Origin of the sequence: Microseira wollei NIES-4236, assembly GCF_020521235.1 — a bacterium.
Classification (GTDB): Bacteria; Cyanobacteriota; Cyanobacteriia; order Cyanobacteriales; family Aerosakkonemataceae; genus Microseira; species Microseira wollei.
The window spans coordinates 1-21427 of record NZ_BLAY01000174.1; the positions used below are offsets into that span (position 1 = coordinate 1).

General features: G+C 45.4%; 14 protein-coding genes. 9 read left to right on the forward strand and 5 right to left on the reverse strand.

The genetic code is table 11. The annotated features are described in order from the left end of the window. The coding region (locus MiSe_RS38300; protein ID WP_226590496.1) for a hypothetical protein at positions 1–225 on the forward strand (225 nt) is incomplete at its 5' end. A gap of 135 nt (positions 226–360) precedes the next feature. Further along, on the forward strand, positions 361–501 hold the full coding sequence (locus tag MiSe_RS38305) for a hypothetical protein (protein ID WP_226590498.1): 141 nt from the start codon (positions 361–363) through the stop codon (positions 499–501). Here the strand turns inward: MiSe_RS38305 and MiSe_RS38310 are convergent. The 3 genes from MiSe_RS38310 to MiSe_RS38320 all read right to left on the reverse strand — a co-directional run bounded on the left by MiSe_RS38310 (position 479) and on the right by MiSe_RS38320 (position 7372). Further along, positions 479–2977 (reverse strand): two-partner secretion domain-containing protein, encoded by a 2499-nt coding sequence (locus MiSe_RS38310; protein ID WP_226590499.1) that lies wholly within the window; start codon positions 2975–2977, stop codon positions 479–481. The genes MiSe_RS38305 and MiSe_RS38310 overlap by 23 nt on opposite strands. Before the next feature lie 91 nt (positions 2978–3068). Beyond that, positions 3069–6005 (reverse strand): CHASE2 domain-containing protein, encoded by a 2937-nt coding sequence (locus tag MiSe_RS38315; protein ID WP_226590501.1) that lies wholly within the window; start codon positions 6003–6005, stop codon positions 3069–3071. After that, entirely contained in the window at positions 6005–7372 is a 1368-nt protein-coding gene (locus MiSe_RS38320) for an AAA-like domain-containing protein (RefSeq protein WP_226590503.1), read from the reverse strand. The genes MiSe_RS38315 and MiSe_RS38320 overlap by 1 nt, the downstream gene beginning before the upstream one ends. A 154-nt stretch (positions 7373–7526) precedes the next feature. On the opposite strand from MiSe_RS38320, the gene cdf31 reads away from it, so the two are divergent. From cdf31 to MiSe_RS38335, 3 genes are all read left to right on the forward strand, one after another. After that, positions 7527–8462, forward strand: a complete 936-nt coding sequence (gene cdf31, locus MiSe_RS38325) for a CDF family zinc efflux transporter Cdf31 (protein ID WP_226590506.1) — start codon at positions 7527–7529, stop codon at positions 8460–8462. Between the two features lie 194 nt (positions 8463–8656). Continuing rightward, entirely contained in the window at positions 8657–8830 is a 174-nt protein-coding gene (locus MiSe_RS38330) for a hypothetical protein (RefSeq protein ID WP_226590509.1), read from the forward strand. 252 nt (positions 8831–9082) lie between these two features. Continuing rightward, positions 9083–9640, forward strand: coding sequence for a YqhA family protein (locus MiSe_RS38335; protein WP_226590512.1), 558 nt, complete (start codon positions 9083–9085; stop codon positions 9638–9640). Positions 9641–9684: 44 nt separating this feature from the next. Here MiSe_RS38335 and guaA read toward each other — a convergent pair whose 3' ends face one another. Continuing rightward, positions 9685–11232 carry a glutamine-hydrolyzing GMP synthase gene (gene guaA, locus MiSe_RS38340; protein WP_226590525.1) on the reverse strand — a complete coding sequence of 516 codons (1548 nt, stop codon included), beginning with the start codon at positions 11230–11232 and terminating at the stop codon, positions 9685–9687. Positions 11233–11692: 460 nt separating this feature from the next. Between guaA and MiSe_RS38345 the strand changes: the two genes are divergently transcribed. Beyond that, positions 11693–12028: an STAS domain-containing protein gene (locus MiSe_RS38345; protein WP_226590515.1), complete on the forward strand. Its 336-nt coding sequence runs from the start codon at positions 11693–11695 to the stop codon at positions 12026–12028. Positions 12029–12310: 282 nt separating this feature from the next. Further along, entirely contained in the window at positions 12311–12460 is a 150-nt protein-coding gene (locus tag MiSe_RS38350; protein WP_226590517.1) for a hypothetical protein, read from the forward strand. On the opposite strand, the gene MiSe_RS38355 is transcribed toward MiSe_RS38350, so the two are convergent. Then, positions 12457–12711 (reverse strand): hypothetical protein, encoded by a 255-nt coding sequence (locus MiSe_RS38355; RefSeq protein ID WP_226590519.1) that lies wholly within the window; start codon positions 12709–12711, stop codon positions 12457–12459. The genes MiSe_RS38350 and MiSe_RS38355 overlap by 4 nt on opposite strands. 245 nt (positions 12712–12956) lie before the next feature. On the opposite strand from MiSe_RS38355, the gene MiSe_RS38360 reads away from it, so the two are divergent. Both MiSe_RS38360 and MiSe_RS38365 read left to right on the forward strand, forming a co-directional pair. After that, entirely contained in the window at positions 12957–13229 is a 273-nt protein-coding gene (locus MiSe_RS38360; protein ID WP_226590521.1) for a helix-turn-helix domain-containing protein, read from the forward strand. A gap of 334 nt (positions 13230–13563) precedes the next feature. Then, positions 13564–21027 (forward strand): CHAT domain-containing protein, encoded by a 7464-nt coding sequence (locus MiSe_RS38365; protein ID WP_226590523.1) that lies wholly within the window; start codon positions 13564–13566, stop codon positions 21025–21027. Positions 21028–21427: the final 400 nt, after the last annotated feature.

Sequence of the window (21427 nt, forward strand, 5' to 3'; positions counted from 1 at the left end):
TCTGGTGGGGTAGTAGTACCAGACGGGCAGGATGCCCATGGCACAAGAGTGATTTTTTCTGGTGGGGTAGTAGTACCAGACGGGCAGGATGCCCATGGCACAAGAGTGATTTTTTCTGGTGGGGTAGGCGTCTCGCCTGCCCCACAATTTGCTACAAAGGAGTTTTGCCAGAAGTCTAATAAACAACCGAAAAACCTGTTTCATTGCCTCAGTTTCCTCTATTAGTCCGTGGTGGTGCCGTACTCTGCTCGAAGAGAGCACCCTACGCCTACACCTGTTGCAAAAGTCAAATCCCATCATCCCATCACCGACTGTAGGGGCACGGCAATATAAATATTTTGGCAGAGAACAATATTATTGATGCCGTGCCCCTACTCTTCTAAATATTTTGGTAGAGACAACAATATGATTGATGCCGTGCCCCTACTAAATATGAAGGGCAGAAACAACAATATGATTGATGCCGTGCCCCTACTCTTCATGGCTGGCAGTTGGGAGTAGTTAACCAATTACTGTGGGACGTTTCCGTTGTTTCTGCGGTGAGAATTATATTGCCATTGGCGTCTTTATACCATCCTTGGGCTTCTACAATTGTTGTGGGTATATTGCTGTTTGTTTGTGCGCGAATGCTTCTTGTTTCTGAGTTTATTCCTACACTTTGACTTGCTTCTCTAATGCGCCAATCTTCCCATGCAACATCACCATTCAGGACTTCATTGGGTGGAGTTGGTAAGCCACCCCTTCCGGTGATGGTAAATTCACTTCCTTGGGCGGCTGTACAAAGATTTTGTTTGATTAATTGCGCTACATCCACTAATTCTGTTGGCAATTCTACCAGTCCTTTAGAGGGGTCAATTCCCTGCAATTGTATTGCCACTTCGCCACTCAATTGAGGCGAGGTTTGGGAAATGGCGGTCAGGTCACTACTAGACAGTGTAGCTGGGTCAAATTGGCTCAAATCGGTAGTGCCAATTAGGGTTTGTAATTGTTCGCGGGAGCGGAATTCTAGACCTAATAAAGCTTGGGTGGTGATGTTAATTCTACCCCCTCGTCCGGAAAAAGCATTGGCGGTGATATCGCTATTTTCATTGGGGATACTAACTACTAAGTTGCCATTAATTGTAATATTGCCGCCGTCTCCACCTTGACGATTCGTGCCTGCGGTTGTAGAGATGCGACTGTTGCGGCGCAGGAGTAGTAAATTAAATCCTTCTAGTGTAATATCGCCACCATTTCCTGATGTTGTGGTGGCGGCAATCGCTGCCAAATTATCTAACTCAATTGCGGATGCTTGGACTGTCAATTCACCCGCATCTCCTGTTCTCAAACCGCTAACGCTGACTTGCGCTCCATCCCGCACAATTAAGCGTCCAGTTGTAATTGTTAGGTCTCCTCCTTTGCCAGTACCAATGATAGTTCCTGCATCTTGTGTGTCCAAAGGACGACCTGTTTCGGCAACAATTCTGCTGGTTTGTACGCCTTTTCTAGAAGTACCAATTACTTCTACTAATTCGGGAGCATTTACAATGACGTCGCCTGCCGCACCCGTGCCAAAAGTAGAGGCTGATAATTCCGCCCCATCTCGGACAATTAATCGTTGGGTATTAATCCTCAAATTTCCTCCCCGTCCAATTCCCCGCGTCTGAACTGATACGCCACTAGATCGTTCTTCGCTGTTGGAAGTGCCAATCAGTTCCACAGATTCCGAAGCATTTATGGTGATGTTTCCTCCTTCATCTCTATCGATTGTTGAGGCAGAAATTTTGGCTCCATCTTGCACGATTAATTGCCTGGTATTAATCGTTAAATCCCCAGCTTCTCCCGCTCCTTGAGCGTCACTAGCGAGTTTACTTGGTCTTTCATTTTCTCGCGAACCCCCTCCTGGACGGTTGTCCGAATTGCCTCCACTTCCGGTTCCTGTTAGTTCTACTATATCGGCATTTATTGCGATCCCGCCGCTGTTTCCTCGACTATTTTCTCTAGCAGTTGTTGATATTTGCGCTCCATCTCGAATTATTAGGTGCGATGCTCGAATTGAGATTCCTTGTCCGTTTTGTTCTGCCAGTGTATCGGCGGTTATATCTGAGGTGTTGGTGAGGGCAACACGAGCGCCTTGTATCTGAATAAATCCACCCCCTTTACCGCTGACATTGACTCTGGCATTGTTGGCGATCGCAATATCAGAGCGTGCCACAGAATCGGGCATACTAAGACTTAAGATATTGCGATTAACTGTGAGTCCTACAGTCCCTTGTCCTGCGACTCCTGCTAATTCGATTCGCCCATTTGCAGCATTTAATCCCCCGCCATCAATCAGGATTTCTCCACCTAATAAAAGTAAGCTCCTACCTTCAGGAACTTGTAACCCAAATAAGCGTTCTGGTCTTCTTGAAATTTCTACTGTGGAGCGATTTTCAATCCGTCCGGCTGTTTGTTGATTGAATAAAAAGGCAGAAGGATTGACAGTCAGTAACGGCACAGATGTGGGATTAATAGCGCTGAAAAAACCGCGATCGCCAAATTGAATTGCACTCGCAGTACTCGCAGCAAACGAACCCCTGACATCGAGTCTGGCATTTTTCCCAAAAATAATACCATTGGGATTCAGCAGAAATAAATTGGCTGCACCGCTGACGCCCAACGTCCCTAAAATATTGGATAAATTAGTACCAGTAACGCGACTAAAAATATTTTCAATTCCAGTTGGATTGGCAAAATAAACTCGCTGTCCTTCACCCACATTAAATTGCTGAAAACTATGGAACAGATTAGCACCGCGAATTGCACCACCATCAATGCGATCGCCCGCACTTCCATTAATAGAAACATTCGGTGTAACAACAGAACTCTCTGCGCCTAAACTGGCATCAGGAGTAATCTGGGCGAGAGATTCAGTCTGATAGGATGCGATTGTCGCCCCAATCTGGACTAGCATCCAAATTGCTTTTGAGTTGTGCGATCGCCAACAGCGCTTCATCCTAATGCCCCCCTTCCTGCAACATAAATTTTACACCTTTTATCTTCTTTCCTTTCCTCTGGGTTCTCTCTACCTCTGTGGTTCGTTAATCTTATACTCTTTTCCTTACCAAAAATATAACTCCCCCACTAATCGCCAAAGCTAAAGCAGCCGGTACTATAGGTATCCAACCCCCTTGTAAACTCAAAATTATCCAACAACTTCCGAATAAAATAGCGATCGCAACTCCGCCTCGACTCGCAAAACCTCGTAACGAATTAGTGCCTTTGGCTAATATTGCTCCTATTAACGACCAACCCAAAATCCAGAAGGCTTCCACAGGTTTTGATAACCCCCAAATTAAAGCTCTCTTATCCAAAACTGCACTGAGAATTTGGCTCACCATATGCGCTTGAATTTCCACCCCTGTCATGGATTGAATTGAACCTTGAATATTACTGTATGGCGTGCGCCAATGAATATCGTTAAAACTCGGTGCTGTAGTTCCAATCAGAACAATACGATTTTTTACCAGGTCGGGATTAAATCGATTGCTGAGAACTTCTGCAAGTGTAAGGGTTGGGGCAATTTGGCGAGTAGCGCGGTAATTTAGCATAATTTGGTGACCCCTCGCATCTAGATTGTGATAGCCACCAGTGTCTTTTTCTAAAGGTTTAAATACAATCGATCCAAGTTGAAGGTAATTGTCGCGATTTATTTTAATTCTAATTCCCTCATTAGCGAGGTAATGAGTTGCTAGTTGCCAACTAAAAGAGTATTTACTTTGACAAGGAAGTGCCGAACTTACAGCCAGTGGATGACGGCGCAGAACTTCATCTGAATCTGACAAAACATTATTAAAACCTTGGCGAATAGGGGGAATTTCAGGGGGTGGATTAACTCCGGGGTTGCCGTAATGACAGATAGTAAAAAAGCGATCGCTCTTTCTCATCCAAGCTGCTAAAGCCTTGTAGCCATCTCCCACGGGGCGATCGCGATAAATATCCAAACCAATAACTCTAGGTTTATACGGTTCCAATTTAGCGATTAATTGAGCCAGAGAACGATCTGATAGCGAACTTCCTCCTCTTTCTTGGGCGGGTTGAGATTGCACATCTTCTTCTGTAATTGTTACTAATAAAATTCTGCGATCTGCTCCTTCATTCGGTCTTAATTGCATTAATAAATCGAAGGTTTGCAATTCCCAGGATTGTAACCAGCCAAGCGATCGCACTCCCATTGTCACGCCGGATGCGATCGCACTTGCAAAAACCACTTTTAGCCAAACCCTTCCCCACCTTTTTAACGGATTTATTTGCAATTCTACCCCGCGTTCTGTCACGGAGTATAAAGGAGTAATTTGATACACGGGTACGGGTTCTAAAATGCCTTTTAACTGCCGCATTCCCCCAGGAGTTGCATTTTTTTGCAATTCACTTTTTACCGCTTTGTAAGCATTTTCGGAAATACAAATTCCCCCCGGTGCTGCTTCTGATTGCAGGCGTGCCGCCATATTCACCCCATTCCCCATCACATCATTCCCACTGAAAAACACTTCTCCCAAATGGATGCCAATTCGATGCAGGAGAATATCGCTTTTTGGCAAGTTAGCGGCGGCTAAGGCTAAGGTTTTTTGAATTTCGATCGAGCAAGATATTGCTTTTTCTGCACTTGCAAAGTACATTAACAGCCCATCTCCTAAAGATTTAACAATCTGTCCTTCAAACTGCTGACAGATTTGTCTCATTATCTGAAAGTCTCGCTCGATTAACCTGAGTGTATTTCTTTCGTCTACTGCCATCTTTTTAGTAAAATATTCTACATTTGTAAATGCTATGGCAGCTAAAACTTTATTTTCTCCCAGATTGACCAGTAAAGTTAATGTTTTTGTTCCTTCATTGGTAGGGATAAGTAAGTCTGCTTCTTGTGCATAACTACAGGGAAGCGCATCGAGTTGTGCCGTTACCCAAGCGGAATTAAATATAGTTTTGTATAGCCGATTATAAGCAACTAAATCGCCTTTATTTTTAATAACTAAACCCGATAATCGCAATTCTAAATGTTCGTGACAGTTAGTTACAGTAATTTTTTCTTGCTGCAAAATATGTTGGTATAACAGCAGTAAATTCTTGCTACAACGAGCATTTCTGAGAATGCGATCGCGGATTGTTCTTAAATGCTCTGGTTCATCTTGGGATTCCCAATTTTCCGCGATTCGCTTTCGCACTAACTGCTCAATCCACGTTCTTTCATCATCGCTCCCATCTGCGCAAGAATTAACCGCTAACCAACAAAGTTTCTGGGTCAAAAACGGTTGCCCACCCGTCCAATTTAATATCTCTCTCAACACCGCTTCAGGATTGCTAATTTTTCCTTCAAATCCCTTGACTAAAACAGCGCTTTCGTGTAATTGAAATCCTTTCAATTCAATAGCTCGACCAATATTAAAGGGTGTAGAATTTTTGTCTTTAATTAAATCCGATGGCGTTGCAACTCCTAACAAAACAAAGGTTAGGCGTCTATAATCGGGTTTGATTGCACGTTTATCATAGCAGTTACGAATGAGAGCAAAAAATTCATCGGTGGGAAAGCTTAAACTTAAAACACTATCAATTTCATCGATAAAAATTACCAGGTTTTGACGCACCTGCGCTAACAGTACAGTTTCGATAAATTGTCCCAAGCGCTGCACGGGGGAAAGATCCTCGTGTTCGCGCAACCAATTGCGCCGATTCACTTCTAAATTGAAACCGCTGATTAACTCTTGAATTATCCCTCCATACCATTGCTGCGCTGTAATTTGTTGGCTACCAATCCCACTCAATTCAATTTCAGCACAAGCAATCCCTTGTGCTTGTAACTTGCTCATTGTCTGGATGCGGAGAGAAGATTTCCCCATTTGTCGAGAATTGAGAACGTAGCAATATTCCCCAGCTAATAATGCCTCATACAGGTCTAAATCTGCTTGTCGCACTACATAAGTAGGAGCATCAGCGGGTAAGCTTCCCCCGATTTGATAGTGATAGGTAATATCCCGTTCGACCTTCATTAAATATCCCCTAAGTTATTGCTGAAATACTGATAGTATAAATCGCAGCGAGGCTCTAAGCGATCGCCAGAAAGTTTCACCAATCCCATACTCTGCAACTGGTAAGCTTGGATGGGTTCTAGTTTTACAGTTTCGGGTGAAGTAAGGACTTTTTTAAACGCTGCTGTCAAATCTAAATTTGATTGCAGATTTAACCAGTATTTCCGCAAGTGACTGGCATAAATTCCCCGTTCTGTCGGCGCTTCTGCTAACAGTTGTTCCCTGGGGATCTCTGGATGATTTTTCAGGTAAGAAAACGCCCAATCTAATAGATAAGGATGCCCGCCCACTAATCCCATAAGTGGATCGATGAAACTTGTTTCGCCCCCTAATCCATGCTGTTTAGCAAGTTCTTGTACCTGTGGGCGATTAAATTCTGAAAGTTCAATCGGCAATCCAACATTAAATGGCGATTGATTAATGTTCAAGCGAATGTAAACATCTGTGGAATGCACGATAATTAACCGCAACTTTTTCCAGCGCGGGCGACTTCTAGCCTTTTCATACCAAGATCGCAACAATCCAAAAAAGTCTTCGTAAATTTCTGGATGGGGAAAGAGTAAATCTACGTTATCCAAACCGAGTGCAATCGGATTCTCTTCTTGCTGCAAAAGATACTCTTCAAAATAGGTAGTGCAACTCACTTTAGAACCCATATTTTCTTCATCCCAGTAATCTGCCAAATTCCCGGAAATTCCTAACTCTCGACTAACATTAATACAAAACCAGCGCAAAAATTTATCCAGATGGGTGAAATGGGTTTTTCTATCTGCAAGTTCAAAACTTAAATTAGCAGTTCGGTAACCTTGGGTTGCAACTTGTGCCAGAATTCTAGTCACGAGCAATGTTTTTCCCATCAGACTGGGTGCCTTGATGCGGATGAGAGAACCAGGTTGCAAGAGGGTTTCATAGCAGATCGTTTCGATCGGATCGCGCTCTACGTAGCGCTCAACAGCAGGAATTTCTTCCGGTTCGCCCTTGGTAAAATTGTGACCGATATCTGCAACTTTTTCCTCCTCTTTTGCAGAGTAAAGCGGAGAATTACCGGCTTCTATTTGCTTTTCCCAATATCGTTCTAAGGCTTGCTTAAAGTTACTTTTTTTCACCTTTTCCCCTAAAGCTTCTGACAAAAGCTTCCAAAGTTTGGGAGCAACATCTTGACTAATGTAACTGGTAGCGTATTGATGCTGGGCGGCAATTTCATCGTATTCTTGCCTCTGCCAAGCACCTTTTAAGACGATAACCTCAATATCGGTTAAGCTTCTGTTTAGCTTGAGAAATATGGCTTGGTTAGCTACATGAACTGCCTTATCCCAGTCAAGTTTCATACTAGCCTCTCCTCAAAATACAGCGATCGTAAAGACCCAATGCATAATCTTCTATATTGAACATCATCCTAGCGACTGTTTCACCCCAAGGATATTTCGCGTAATTTGTTAAAATAGAAAAAGTGCATCAAAGAGCGATCGCATCTTTCCCCCAATGGTCACAGATCGTCGCGCCAAAGTCCGTCAAGTCTTGTACATCACCCTGGTGCTGAATCTATTGGTGATGGCAATTAAAGCAGGAGTAGGATGGTGGACGGGTTCTCTCAGCTTACTCGCCGATGCGTTACACAGCTTCACAGATAGCGCCAATAATATCTTAGGACTGGTTGCCAATCACTTCGCTTCACCCCACCCAGACCGCGACCACCCCTACGGACACCAAAAGTTCGATGCCTTGGGTGCTTTGGGTATTGCGGCTTTCTTAGGTGTGGCCTGCTTTGAAATTATACAAGGTGCTATCGAACGAACCATCGCCGGTTTACAACACGGTTTGAAACCCATCACTATATCACCACCAGAACTGTGGATACTGCTAATTGTCCTGGGTATAAATATATTTGTCGCATTTTACGAGCGCCGCGTTGGTTTACAAGTGGGTAGCCCGATTCTGATTGCGGATGCTCAGCATACCATGAGCGATGTCTGGGTGACCATCACCGTACTGTTGGGATTGATTGGTGTATGGCAGGCGCGGGTGTTAAACTTGCCAGCACTCCAGTGGTTGGATGTAATTTTGTCTTTTCCAGTGGCGTTGTTGGTATTTCGCAGTGGTTGGAAGGTTTTAAAAGAAAATATACCCTGGTTGGTGGATCGAATGGCGATCGCGCCGGAAGCGATTCACGCGATCGCCCTGCAAGTTCCAGGCGTCCTCAACTGTCACGATATTGCTTCCCGTGGCGTTGTAGGGCGTCAGGTATTTATTGAAATGCACCTTGTGGTAGATGCCTTGGATGTGGAAACTGCCCACAAGATTACCGAAGAGGTAGAAGCGCGCTTGGAATCCCGGTACAGTCCAGTCAGAATTTTAATTCACGTCGAACCGCCCACTTACAAGTCTGACCGCATTACCTTCGATCCGCAGTCAAATTAAGGGGATTGATTCTCATTTTTTCCACAGACAAGCCTACTTTTCCACAGAATTTTGCCAGTTTTCCACAAAAAGTTAAGAAAAAGCTGATAAAAAGTTAAGAAAGAGAGATCCCATCGAGCGCCATCCGATCCGATTAGACTCCAAAAATATCTCGGTTTACTCCCTGGCAGATATGTAAAGTCAGCAGTTATATCATGTCCGTTAGCTTTGGTAGTGGACGGGACTTACGCAGGAAGAACCTAGAAACCGGGTTTCTGGGTTCCGGATGGGTGAGCGGCAGTCCTGTCTCGTTAAACCCGCCCCACCTTACTGACGCGGTGACGCTCGTGACACTCCTGACCCAGAGAAGTTTTAGCATGAGTAATTAAACTCATTAAACCCACATGCCGCACTCTGTACTGTCACATAGTTTTTTTCAGGATTGAGAGTCATCCAACGGTAACTTTTTCGACCGTTCGCTCCCTCAAATCGTCTTCACTATTGCCTATTGCCTGCTGCCTTTTTTAACCGAGCTGGACAAAAATCAGCGCAACTATGCGACAATGTGTTAAACGTTGTCGCCCCATCAGTTAGCCAACGATTTCATCTTTTCCATCAACGGTCTTGTTCAGAGGTGGTTTATGCGTAGACAGGCAAAATTAGAGAAAATCGCAGAATATTTGTTGTGGAATGTTAGATTTATCACGCTTGTCCCCATATTTTTTGGAATTTGCAGTGTTTTCACTTTAATTTTCCTCGGCAGCTTAGAAATTGTGCATGGAATGCAAGCATATTTCCATTTCCAGGAAGACGAAGCTAAATATAGCGCGGAAATGCTAAGCTCGATTATTAGTGGAGTTGACCACTATTTAATTGCGATAGTTTTGCTTCTTTTCAGCTTTGGGATTTATGAGTTATTTATTTCTAAGATTGATATTGGACGAGCCAATCAAGATCTCCGCATTCTGGAAATTAGAACGTTAGAACAATTAAAGGATAAAATCCTCAAAGTCATTGTGATGGTGTTGGTAGTCAGTTTCTTTAAGGCAGTTTTGGAGATGAAGCCTACAACAACGGTAGATCTTCTCTATCTTTCTATCTCGATTCTGCTGATTGCTGCTAGTAGTTTCTTGATGACAAAATCCCATTATTCGCACCATTCTGCCGACGATGCTTCTCACTCTACACCCAAGACTTAACTGGAAAACAAAGTAGGGTTGGCACTGCCAACCCTGCTTGCTAGCTATTCCCACTCGATAGTTCCAGGCGGTTTGGAAGTGATATCGTAAACCACGCGGTTCACTCCAGACACTTCGTTAACGATGCGGGTAGAAATCGTTTCCAACAAATCGTAAGGCACTCGCGCCCAATCAGCGGTCATGCCATCTTCGCTCTTAACAAAGCGCAAAACAATCGGGTAAGCGTAGGTACGCCGATCCCCCATGACGCCAACGCTGCGAATGGGTAATAAAACCGCAAATGCTTGCCATAACTCGCTATACATCCCTTGACGGTTAATTTCTTGCCGCACGATCAAGTCAGCATCGCGCAGAATTTCTAACCTTTCTGCGGTGATTTCGCCGATAATGCGAATTGCGAGTCCTGGGCCTGGGAACGGATGGCGCTGTACAATTTCTTCTGGTAAGCCAACTGCTCGACCGAGTTTGCGGACTTCATCTTTAAATAGTTTCCGTAACGGTTCCACTAGCTTGAAGCGCAAGTCTTTGGGTAACCCGCCGACGTTGTGGTGGCTTTTAATTTTGACCGCGACTCGTTCTCCGGTTTGCGGATCGACGTTGGTATCTGCCGATTCAATTACATCGGGGTAGAGAGTGCCTTGGGCGAGATAATCAAAAGGACCGAGGCGTCTTGATTCTTCTTCAAACACCTGAATGAATTCGTGACCGATGCGGCGGCGTTTTTCTTCCGGATCGGTGATGCCACTGAGTTGATTGAGGAAGCGATCCCGTGCATTTACATACTCTACCGGAATGTGAAATTGCTCGGAGAACAGCTTCAATAACCGTTCGGGTTCGTATTTCCGCATGAACCCCTGATCGATAAACATGCAAGTCAGCTGATCTCCGATCGCCTTGTGGAGCAAGAACGCTAGGGTAGAAGAATCCACCCCACCGGAAAGCGCTAGCAGCACCCGTTTATCGCCGACTTTGGCGCGAATTTCGCGTATTGATTCTTCCACAAACGCCGCCGTCGTCCAAGTGGGTTCGCAGTCGCAGATATGGTAGACAAAATTGCGGATTAGTGCTTGTCCGCCGATGGAGTGGACGACTTCTGGGTGGAATTGGACGCCGTAGAGCTTTTTGCTATGGTGAGCGATCGCGGCACAAGGGGTATTTTCCGTATGTGCCAGGATCTCAAACCCTTCCGGCAGTTTGTGACAAGAATCTCCATGACTCATCCACATCGTGGTGCCATTTTCCACGTTGGTCAGCAAGTCTGTCGGATCGTCTATAAATAAAGATGCCTTGCCATATTCTGCTCGTTTCGCACGCGCCACTTCGCCGCCCAACTGTTGCACCATCAGCTGCATTCCGTAGCATACCCCCAGGATGGGAATGCCCAATTGCCATATTTCTGGGTCGCATTTCGGCGCTCCCTTGTCGTACACAGAGTTGGGGCCGCCAGAGAGTATAATTCCCTTGGGATTTAGCTGCCTCAACTGTTCGGCACTGGTGCGATAGGAAATCACTTCGGAATAAACTTGCGTCTCGCGAATTCGGCGAGCGATTAATTCAGAATATTGGGACCCGAAGTCCAGAATTACAATCATCTGGCGGTTCAAGACGCCCAAAGAATCAGAGGTTAGGGGTTGAGAGGTTTGGAGTGTCACGGATCGATCCCTGAATGCGATTTGGCTAGATGGACAGATAAGTGACTGCCCTTGTGGCAGTGGCGGAAAAAACTATCTTAATCGCCTTTATTAAAAAAGTTAATCAACTACATTGATAAAATTTTAGGTAAATTCTTTTAAATTTAGCACAATTGCTGGATTAGCGCAGCACACTTCGTGGGTTTTGAGCATAATTGGAGTGGGAGCGATTTTAGTCACTAGGGAGGAAGTGTCCCCTGCCTGCTTGTCTACCTTGTGACAGAAAACACAGCACCCTTGTGACGGTTCGCAAACCTGTTTTGGTGATGTTATTCCACCATAATTTAAAGCGTTACCTGTTAGGCGAGGCTCAAAGCTCTAGCCTTGCTTTCTTTTTTGGCAGCACGTCTTGGAGATGGCAATGAAAAACCTCGCACACTCAATTTTCACTTCTTCTTTGAACACCAGCACAATGGAAGATCGACGACCCCGCACCGTTGTCCTCAGACCGAATGGTCGTCTTGATGCTGTGAGCAGCCCAGCCTTCACAAAGGCGCTGCAACAAGCCCTGGAATTAACAGCCGAGACAGTGGTGGTGGATCTACTCTGGGTAGAATCAGTGGAAACAGAAGGAATTGCCTGTCTGATTGCTGGGCTTAAACGCGCTTCCGGGTTGGGCAAAACCCTGTCGCTGCGATTTATGGATGTGGCAACCCAAGCAGCGGTGCAGGCAGCCAGCGATCGCCAGTATATTTAGTTATTGCCCGACAAAACTTTCTCAAATCAAGCATTTCGCTCCCTTTGACCTTTGCTTCCTGCAACTGCGGCTCTGAGGCGGAGCCTAACCTGTCTACAGGGGTAAATTCCGCGCTTGCCGCACGTACTTGGTCTTAATATTATCCCCTGCATTTTTACTTAAGTAAATGCCGCTAATTATTTCTTAACAATTCCTTCTGGCTTGGGGTGGGGCGGCACTCACTTAAGTAGACCCTGGCAAAAGCGAATAGCAATACGCGCTGATGAGAGTATAGGTGCGTAGGTGCGTTCGCGCCAGCTAGGGTATGCATATCGCTATCAGTACAATCGAGTGTCGGGGCACGGCATCAATAATATTGTTGTCTTTGCGCTTCATATTTCTGGCGGTGCCCCTACAACTCCCGGTATGCCGTGGGATGAATTGCGGCTTTAGCTAATGGGAATTTGCCGACACAAAATACCGATCATTTTGCCTGGTTTGCCAGTGGGTAGCAGACGACTCCAGGCGCTAACCTCGGCGAAACCTCTTTTGTAGAGATGCAGAATTGTCCTGTTGATCGCTTGGGGAGAAGCAATCAGCAGCATTTCGATCGGTTCTCGTCCAGGGGAAGGTTCGCCGTCGGTGTTGCAGGCGTATTTTGGCGTAGGGATTCCGCCATCGTCTGGGATAAAGTCAAAGGACATAGAGGTTTACCTCGTTGTTGATAACAATGTTGGCTGACTAATCAGCGTTTTGATTGTATTAATCAACGCTGAGAAGCAGTCTTAAAACAATTTTGCCCTAACTTGCTGATGTGGGATTATCAATCAACATTTTTCAGCCAATATATCAACATTTAATCCAGGGAATTTCTTTGAGATAATGACAGAACACGTTGATTAGTAAGTGAACATTTACTTAGTTAGTTTGTTCTGTCAAAATGAGGGGCATGGGAAGAGCAGGATTTGCCCTCAAACAGGCATTAAAAACCTATCGGATTCGCCAAAACAAGTTGGCAGCGAGTTTAGGCGTCGATCGTTCTATTGTTTTTCGTTGGTTTCACGAGCAAACAGAACCGAATGGCGAGACGATTGTAGAAATAGTCAAAGCTTTGAAGGGAATTGAACCTGTGGCTGCTAAGAAGTTTGTGGAACTGTACTTATGGGAATTAGTCAAGGATGTGGAGGAGGATGGAAGAGTTGCGATCGCATTACCTTTATAGCGGATTGCTTTTCGAGTCAGGCACAGCCTTTTGGCGCAAGGCAAGTGTAGCGGCAGCAAAAATGGCAGCGCGCTTGACAAACAAAGGCGTACCATCAACGGCTGCTTTCCCGCTATAAACGGCGGGTTGACCATTTCCCCTGTAAGCACCCGCAACACCAGGGGGTGACCCTCACAAGTTGCCCCAATTCGCTCTAGATAGTATCGCATCTGACAGTTGCGTAATTCATGAAGATTTTTATCAACTTTATGCGCTACCATCCCCATGAGGGACAATTATCGCGTAGTGATTCTGCTTTCTAGGTAAAATCAGTCAAAATTGGGGTACTGGAAAGATGGAAAGAATTTGTTGGCGAATGGCGGCATTAAAGGCAAATTCTACAGCTTTGACCTTTTTGCTATTTCCAATCCTGACAGTAGCGATTGGCACATTATCCACACCAGCTAATGCCCAATCTATTATTCCAGCACCAGATGGCACGGAGACTATTGTCACACCAGAGGGGAATCGAATTGATATTACAGGCGGACAGAGATCCAGAGATGGTGTCAATTTATTCCACAGCTTCACTAGATTTGGCTTGAGTGCTGAACAAATCGCTAATTTTTTATCTCAGCCCGATATCCAGAATATCTTGGCGCGGATTAACGGGGGAGAAGCTTCGTTTATTAATGGCCTCATCCAAGTTACTGGTGGCAATTCTAACCTGTTCTTGATTAACCCGGCTGGGATTATTTTTGGTTCTAATGCTAGCTTGAACGTCCCCGCTTCTTTTATTGCCACTACTGCTAACGGTATCGGTTTTAACAACAATTGGTTTAATGCCATTGGTAACAATAACTACGCCGATTTAGTCGGGAAGCCGAATGCTTTTGCCTTCACGATGAGTCAGGCAGGAGCAATTGTCAATGCTGCTCATTTAGGGGTGGGGATGGGTCAAGATTTAACCTTACTAGCTGGGACGGTTGTTAATACGGGAACGCTATCAGCACCTAGTGGCAATATCACCTTGGCAGCTGTACCAGGAGAAAGCATCGTGCGTTTATCCCAGCCAGGATTTGTACTGAATTTGGAGATTCAACCCCTAACAACTGCTGGAAATCAACCGCAGAATTGGACGTTGCCGATATTATCTTTACCGCAATTGTTGACTGGGGGAAATGGAGGTCATGCAACGGGAGTGACGGTTAATCCGGATGGTAGCGTGCAATTAACGGGTTCTGGAATTCGGATACCGACAGAAGGAAAGACGACTATAGTATCTGGCAGTATCAACGTATCGGGACAAACTGGCGGTAGGGTAAATGTTTTAGGCGATAAAGTTGGGCTTGTTAGTGCCAATATCAACGCTTCTGGGACAAATGGTGGGGGTAATGTATTAATTGGCGGCGATTTTCAAGGTAAAGGTACGGTACCGAATGCGTTACAAACGTTTGTTAGTAGCGACTCGGTAATTGCTGCGGATGCACTGCTTAATGGGAATGGGGGAAGAGTTATAGTTTGGGCTTCGGAGATTGCCAACATACATGGAACGCTGACAGCACGGGGAGGAACTGTTTTCGGGAATGGCGGGTTGATTGAAACCTCTGGTAGGCAATATCTCAATGTCACCAGTACGCCTAACGCGATCGCTTCTAATGGTACAGGTGGTACTTGGCTGATCGATCCAATTAATATCACCATTGTGAATGGTGGTGGCGGTGCAATTGGTACGAACACCGTCGATGTTGCTAACATTAACACCGCGCTCAATAGTGGCACCAACGTCACTATCGCAACGAATATCGGTGGCAGCGAATCGGGCAATATCACTCAGAATAATGATGCACCAATCGACAAGACAGCAGGTAGAGATGCTACTCTCACATTGCAGGCAGAAAACAACATCACCCTCAATGCCAACATTACTTCCAGTAGCGGCAAGCTGAATGTGGAACTGTTTGCTGACAATGACAAAGCGCAAGGCGGCGCTATCATCATCAACAATGCCACGATTAATACAAATGGTGGCAATTTCACAGCAAATGGCGCGGGAGATAACACCCGCGAGATTACCTTTCCCATAGGCATCACTCTCAACAACAGCACGATTAACGCCAATGGTGGCAATATTGAGCTGACTGGTACGGGTGCAGAAGGTAAAGACAGCCGTGGCATTTATCTTGACAACGGCGCGGTGTTGTCAACTCAAGAATCGGGAACTATTACTCTCAAAGGCACTAGCGGTGGCGGAACTGGAATTGATAGTAATTATGGCCTATTAATTTTGGGAAGTTCTAGGATTTCTTCGGTGAATGGAGATATAGAACTGACTGGTACTGGTAATGGCGCTGGAAACAGCACTTACGGTATTTTGCTGAGTGAAAATAGCACTGTAAAAGCAACTGGAACTGGGAATATTACTCTGACTGGCAATAATAACGCGACGGGTGGCAATAACGACGGCATTGCGATTACCAAAGGCGGCGAGGTGGTATCCACAGGAACTGGGAATATTACTCTAGATGGCAATGGCGGAAAAGGAGCAGGTTTGAATTATGGGATAATTCTGGAAGCCACAAGCTCTAGGGTGGCTGCGGCAAATGGAAATATCCGCCTAACTGGAACTGGTGGGGGGACTGGAGATAACAATCACGGCATTTTTCTCCAAAATGGCGGCGTGGTGGAATCGACGGGAAAGGGAAGCATTACCCTCACAGGAACTGGTAGTGCTGCGGGGAAAGATAGTAATGATGGGATAAGAATTGAAGGTGCAAATTCCAGGGTGACTGCCGTTGATGGCAATATCAACATGAGTGGAACAGGTAACGGGACTGGTAACGAAAATCGCGGCATTTATCTTGTCAATAGCGGTGCAGTGGAATCTCAAGGAAAGGGGATTGTTAATCTAACGGGGACTGGCAGTGTTGCTGGGATAGATAATAATGATGGGATAAGAATTGAAGGTGCAAATTCCAGGGTGACTGGGGTTGATGGTAATATCAACCTGACTGGAACAGGTAATGGGACTGGCGTCTCTATCAACGAGGGAATTGAGATTTTCGACTTTGGCGCAATCGCATCCACTGGGAAGGGATCGATTACCCTGACTGGCGTTGGTGCCAGTGGTGCAGAAGGGATTCGCTTGAATGGCGGGTTGATTAACCCGACTGGAACCGGCAGTGGTACTGTTACCTTAATAACTGATGAAATTAACATCCCCGCAACGCCGAATCCTGATACTTCTGCCACTACGAAAATTGGAGGTAGTGGTAGCTTTGAGTTGCAACCGCTAAATCCTGGTTTGGGTATTACCGTTGGTGGTAGCTTCAGTCGCCCCGACGCTGAACCCGACGCAGACCCACGCTTAAATTTTGATAGCAACGAACTCGCCACTTTGCAAGATGGGTTCGAGCGAATTATTATTGGACGGGAAAATGGCAGTGGTGCGATCGCTATTGACAGCGCCGGTGTCACGTTCAATCGTCCAGTCACGATTGTGTCGGGTAATGGTGAGATCGCTGTCAATGGACAAATTATCGCCAAAGGTAACGCCTCGATTACCCTCAAAGCTGCCACAACTACCCTGAATGCAGGCATCACTACAACAAACCAGAATATTCTGATCGAGGGTAGTGTTTTACTGGGCGCAGATGTCATTCTTAGCACTGGTTCTGGTGCTGGCGACATCACGCTTTCTGGCGCAATTGACGGCGCAAGTCTGCTCAATATTGACGCTGGCACTGGGAATGTAACATTTAACGGTGCCATTGGCAGTAATAGTCCCCCAAGCAGTCTAATTATTGATGGGCAGAATGTGAATATTACCTCGCCTACAACTGTTGCTGGCAATATCGACATTGATGCCACGGGTACGCTTAATTTAAACAATACAGTAACTACCACCAATAACGGCAGCGTCACTATTACTAATGCAAAAGACCTGACTTTAGCGGCAGATAACTTCAAGCTTGATGGCGCTTTTACCCAAGATGGTCAAGGTACTGTCTTGATTGCAGGGAATTTGAATACTACCAACGACGACATCAAGTTTAGCGCTCCAGTTACCTTGACAGGTAAGACTATATTCAATCCGGGAACTGGTGCGATCGCTTTCAATTCCAGTTTGACGGCAGGTAGTAATCCCCTGACTCTAAAAGCAGGCGAAATTGATTTTACAGGACCAGTTACTGGTAGCAATACTCTGGTGCTTGAACCAGCAACGCCAGAACAAAATATTGCCATTGGTGGTTCTATCCCAGGTGCATTGAATCTCACAGCGGCAGAAATAGCCGCTATCCAAGATGGCTTTAGCTCGATTACCATCGGACGAGATAATGGCAGCGGTATCATTACATTATCCAACCCGATTTCTGTCAGCGATCCATTAACAATTCAGTCACCATTAGGCTCTATTTTAGTCAATGGTGCGCTCGCAGGAAACGATAACGCCTCTATTACCTTGAATGGCAATACAACTTTAAACGCAGACATTACCACCGCTGACCAAAATCTCACTATCAACGGCAATAGCACCCTTGGTAATAATATCACCCTCAGTACGGGTGCGACAGGCGGCGGCGATCTTGCACTCAATGGTACGGTTGATGGCAATAATAATCTCGCCTTAGAAACAGGCACGGGCAATATTATTTTAAATGGCGCAGTTGGCAGTAATACCCGCTTGGGTAACTTTACAATTAACAGTGCTGGCAACGTACAAACTCAGTCTATTACATCTGCCAGTATTGCTCAAATTGCAGGCAATGGCACGACTAGCTTGGGAAGCTTAAATACTAACACTGCCGCAGGAATCGCGCTAACAGGTAATATTTTTAACCTCAACGGAGATATCAACGCGACTAATAGTGGTGGGTTGACAATAAATAATAATAGTTCCCTCAATATCCCTGCTACAAGAAACATTAACTTGGATGGTGCGTTCAATCAGATTGGTACGGGAGGAGTCTTTACAGCGGGAAATATTACTACCACCAACGATGATATTCGCTTTAATGGCCCGGTAACGCTGACTGGAAATGCTACCTTTAATCCTGGATTTGCTGCGATCGCTTTCAATTCCACCCTGAATGCTCAAAGCAACCCCCTCACCCTTACCGCTAGCGAAATAGACTTTGGCGGCACTGTTTCCGGTACAAATATCCTCGTACTGCAACCCGCAAATCAGGAGCAAAATATTACCATTGCAGGTTCTATTCCCGGTGCTTTAAATCTTACCGCCGCTGAAATTGCTAATCTGCAAGATGGTTTCAGTTCAATTGCTATTGGACGGTCAGATGGTAAGGGGACGATTACTGTTAATACTGCTACATTTAATGACCCAATAATTATTCGAGGGGGGTTGGGTGCGATAGCACTCAACGGCACAATTATAGGTACGGGTAACGCTTCGATTACTCTGGATGCCGCAACAACAACCCTCAACGCCAACATTACCACAGCCAATCAAAATATTACCGTAGGGCGCAATGTGGTGCTGGGTTCAGATGTTACTTTAACTGGTGGCGATATTATCTTTAACGGCCCGGTAAACGGCACTAGAAGGCTAATTTTAAATGCTGATGGTAGCATTCAATTTAGCGCGGGTGCTGGGTTAGAAACGCCGCTATCTGGGTTAGAAATTAGTCGCGCTCAAACTATCTTTATCGCCAAAGGTATCGCTACTGCTAACAGCGACCTCACGTTTAATAGTCCGATTGTTCTTACAGAAAATACTAGCTTTAGTACGGGTGCGGTCAACGCAAATATTAACTTTAACAGTTCTATTAATAGTGAAGCGAATGAAGCTAATAGCTTGATTGCCACAACTGGCGGCGATATTCGTGCGGGGGATATTACCACGAATGGTGGTGCGATCGCATTAACCAGTCGCACCAGAACCGTGCAAACTGGTAACCTAAATTCTTCAGGAGTAACAAGCGGGGGAACCATTACTGTTTCTGCTTTTGACAGCATTACCACAGGCGCTATCAACTCTAGTTCTACTACTGGTAATGCTGGTAACGTCACCCTTGACCCGGAAAATGATATTCAAGTTGTTTCTATCAATGCCCAAGGTGGTAATGCAGGCAGTGGGGGAATTGTTGATATTACAACCGAGCGATTTTTCCGCGCCACTGGTACTTTTACTGATAGAACTGGTATAAATTCAAGCATTTCTACGGCTGGTGGAGCGGGGAACGGTTCGGTGACAATTCGGCATGATGGGGGCGATCGAAGAACGACTTTTAATGTGGGAAATGCCAGCATTAACGGAACAGCAGGAGCGATTACGACGGGGGCGGAAAACTCTATTTTGCCCCTGAGAATTTTTCCGGGCAGATACACCCAAGGGATTATTCAAATTATTACTTCAGACCGGCTAGTTATTGAGCTTTACGGCTCAACAATAAAGCGGGAAAATCCCCCACCACAGGAAGAAATTGGTCAAATTCCTCGCGTGCTAATCGATGCAGTTGTGGGGGTTTTGGAAGAAACTTTCACGCGGCAGTATGAATCATATTTCGGGCGAACTCCCCCAATTTTTATCAAAACTATAGAAGAAATTCGCGCACAACTTCGAGAAGCCGAAAAAGCAACTGGGGTGAAAACAGCGCTGGTGTATATCGCTTTTGGTCGCGGAGAGTTGGGAATAGAAGCGCTACTAGCCTCCCAACAATTGGTGCAAATGGGATTAGAAGAAACGGCTCTCAAGCAGATAATTTCGCAATTAGTACACCAGAAGCCAAGCGTTCGCGTCAGCGTGCCGGAGGCATATCGCGACCCCATAGAATTAATATTGGTGATGGCAGAAGGGGAACCGATTCGCCATCGAGTTGAGGGAGTGACGCGATCGCAAATTATAGCCGTAGCTAGGGAATTGCAGATTGAAGTGACCGATCCGGCAAACATTAACACAACCAGCTATTTACCTCCGGCACAGCAACTCTATCAGTGGTTGATTGCACCATTAGAAACCGAGTTGCAACGGCGAGGCATTGACAATCTGGTGTTTATTCCGGATATTGGTTTGCGATCGCTACCTTTCGCTACCCTGCACAACGGTCAGCAATTTATTGTGGAGAAATATAGCGTTTCTCTCATGCCGAGTTTCAGCTTAACTAATCCCCGTTACGTTAACCTGAAAAATGCTTTTGTCTTGGCAATGGGTGCATCGCAATTTACTAACTTATCTCCCTTACCAGCCGTCCCAGTAGAATTGAATACTATTACACCGCAACTGTGGCCTGGAAATAGTTTTCTCAACCAAGCTTTCACTTTAGATAATCTCAAATTGCAGCGAGATAGACGATCTTTTAGCATCGTACACCTGGCAACTCATGCCGAATTTCGGCCTGGAAACCCCAGCAATTCTTATATCCAATTTTGGGATACCCAACTGGGATTAGACCAAGTGAAATCAATGAAATGGAATGACCCTCCCGTCGATTTATTAGTGTTAAGTGCCTGTCGTACGGCTTTAGGAAGTGAAGAAGTGGAATTGGGATTTGCCGGACTCGCCATGCAGGCGGGAGTACAATCGGCAATAGCCAGTTTATGGTATGTGTCAGATGAAGGCACTTTGGGACTGATGACAGAATTTTACGAACAATTAAAAACGGCTACGATTCGTGCAGAAGCACTGAGACAAGCACAAGTTGCGATGATTCGGAAACAGGTTTATTTAGAAGCAGGAAACTTATATGGCCCTGGGACATGGGGTATTCCTTTGCCAGTACAACTGCGTCAATTGGGGGATAAAGATTTATCTCATCCCTACTATTGGGCGGCTTTTACTATGATTGGAAATCCTTGGTGATTGGGAATTGCTAATTGCTAATTGGGAATTGCTAATTGCTAATTGCTAATTGCTAATAGGAGGCTCCCAGTAAATGTAGGGTGCGTTAGTGTTAACGTAACGCACCAACAAGGGGAGTTAATAAAATCAGGACTTACCCAGGACGAGGTGATCGCCAAAGTTGCGACCTAGATCTCTAGTAAATGTAGGGTGCGTTAGTGTTAACGTAACGCACCAACAAGGGGAGTTAATAAAATCAGGACTTACGCACAACTAGGTCATCACCAAAGTTGTGACCTAGATCTCTAGTAAATGTAGGGTGCGTTAGTGTTAACGTAACGCACCAACAAGGGGAGTTAATAAAATCAGGACTTACGCACAACTAGGTCATCACCAAAGTTGTGACCTAGATCTCTAGTAA

Excerpts from the sequence above, each read along its gene's own strand:
- MiSe_RS38305 (WP_226590498.1), top strand. The coding sequence starts at position 361 with ATGCCGTGCCCCTACTCTTCTAAATATTTTGGTAGAGACAACAATATG.
- MiSe_RS38310 (WP_226590499.1), bottom strand. The coding sequence starts at position 2,977 with ATGAAGCGCTGTTGGCGATCGCACAACTCAAAAGCAATTTGGATGCTA.
- MiSe_RS38315 (WP_226590501.1), bottom strand. The coding sequence starts at position 6,005 with ATGAAGGTCGAACGGGATATTACCTATCACTATCAAATCGGGGGAAGC.
- MiSe_RS38320 (WP_226590503.1), bottom strand. The coding sequence starts at position 7,372 with ATGAAACTTGACTGGGATAAGGCAGTTCATGTAGCTAACCAAGCCATA.
- cdf31 (WP_226590506.1), top strand. The coding sequence starts at position 7,527 with ATGGTCACAGATCGTCGCGCCAAAGTCCGTCAAGTCTTGTACATCACC.
- MiSe_RS38330 (WP_226590509.1), top strand. The coding sequence starts at position 8,657 with ATGTCCGTTAGCTTTGGTAGTGGACGGGACTTACGCAGGAAGAACCTA.
- MiSe_RS38335 (WP_226590512.1), top strand. The coding sequence starts at position 9,083 with ATGCGTAGACAGGCAAAATTAGAGAAAATCGCAGAATATTTGTTGTGG.
- guaA (WP_226590525.1), bottom strand. The coding sequence starts at position 11,232 with ATGATTGTAATTCTGGACTTCGGGTCCCAATATTCTGAATTAATCGCT.
- MiSe_RS38345 (WP_226590515.1), top strand. The coding sequence starts at position 11,693 with ATGAAAAACCTCGCACACTCAATTTTCACTTCTTCTTTGAACACCAGC.
- MiSe_RS38355 (WP_226590519.1), bottom strand. The coding sequence starts at position 12,711 with ATGTCCTTTGACTTTATCCCAGACGATGGCGGAATCCCTACGCCAAAA.
- MiSe_RS38360 (WP_226590521.1), top strand. The coding sequence starts at position 12,957 with ATGGGAAGAGCAGGATTTGCCCTCAAACAGGCATTAAAAACCTATCGG.
- MiSe_RS38365 (WP_226590523.1), top strand. The coding sequence starts at position 13,564 with ATGGAAAGAATTTGTTGGCGAATGGCGGCATTAAAGGCAAATTCTACA.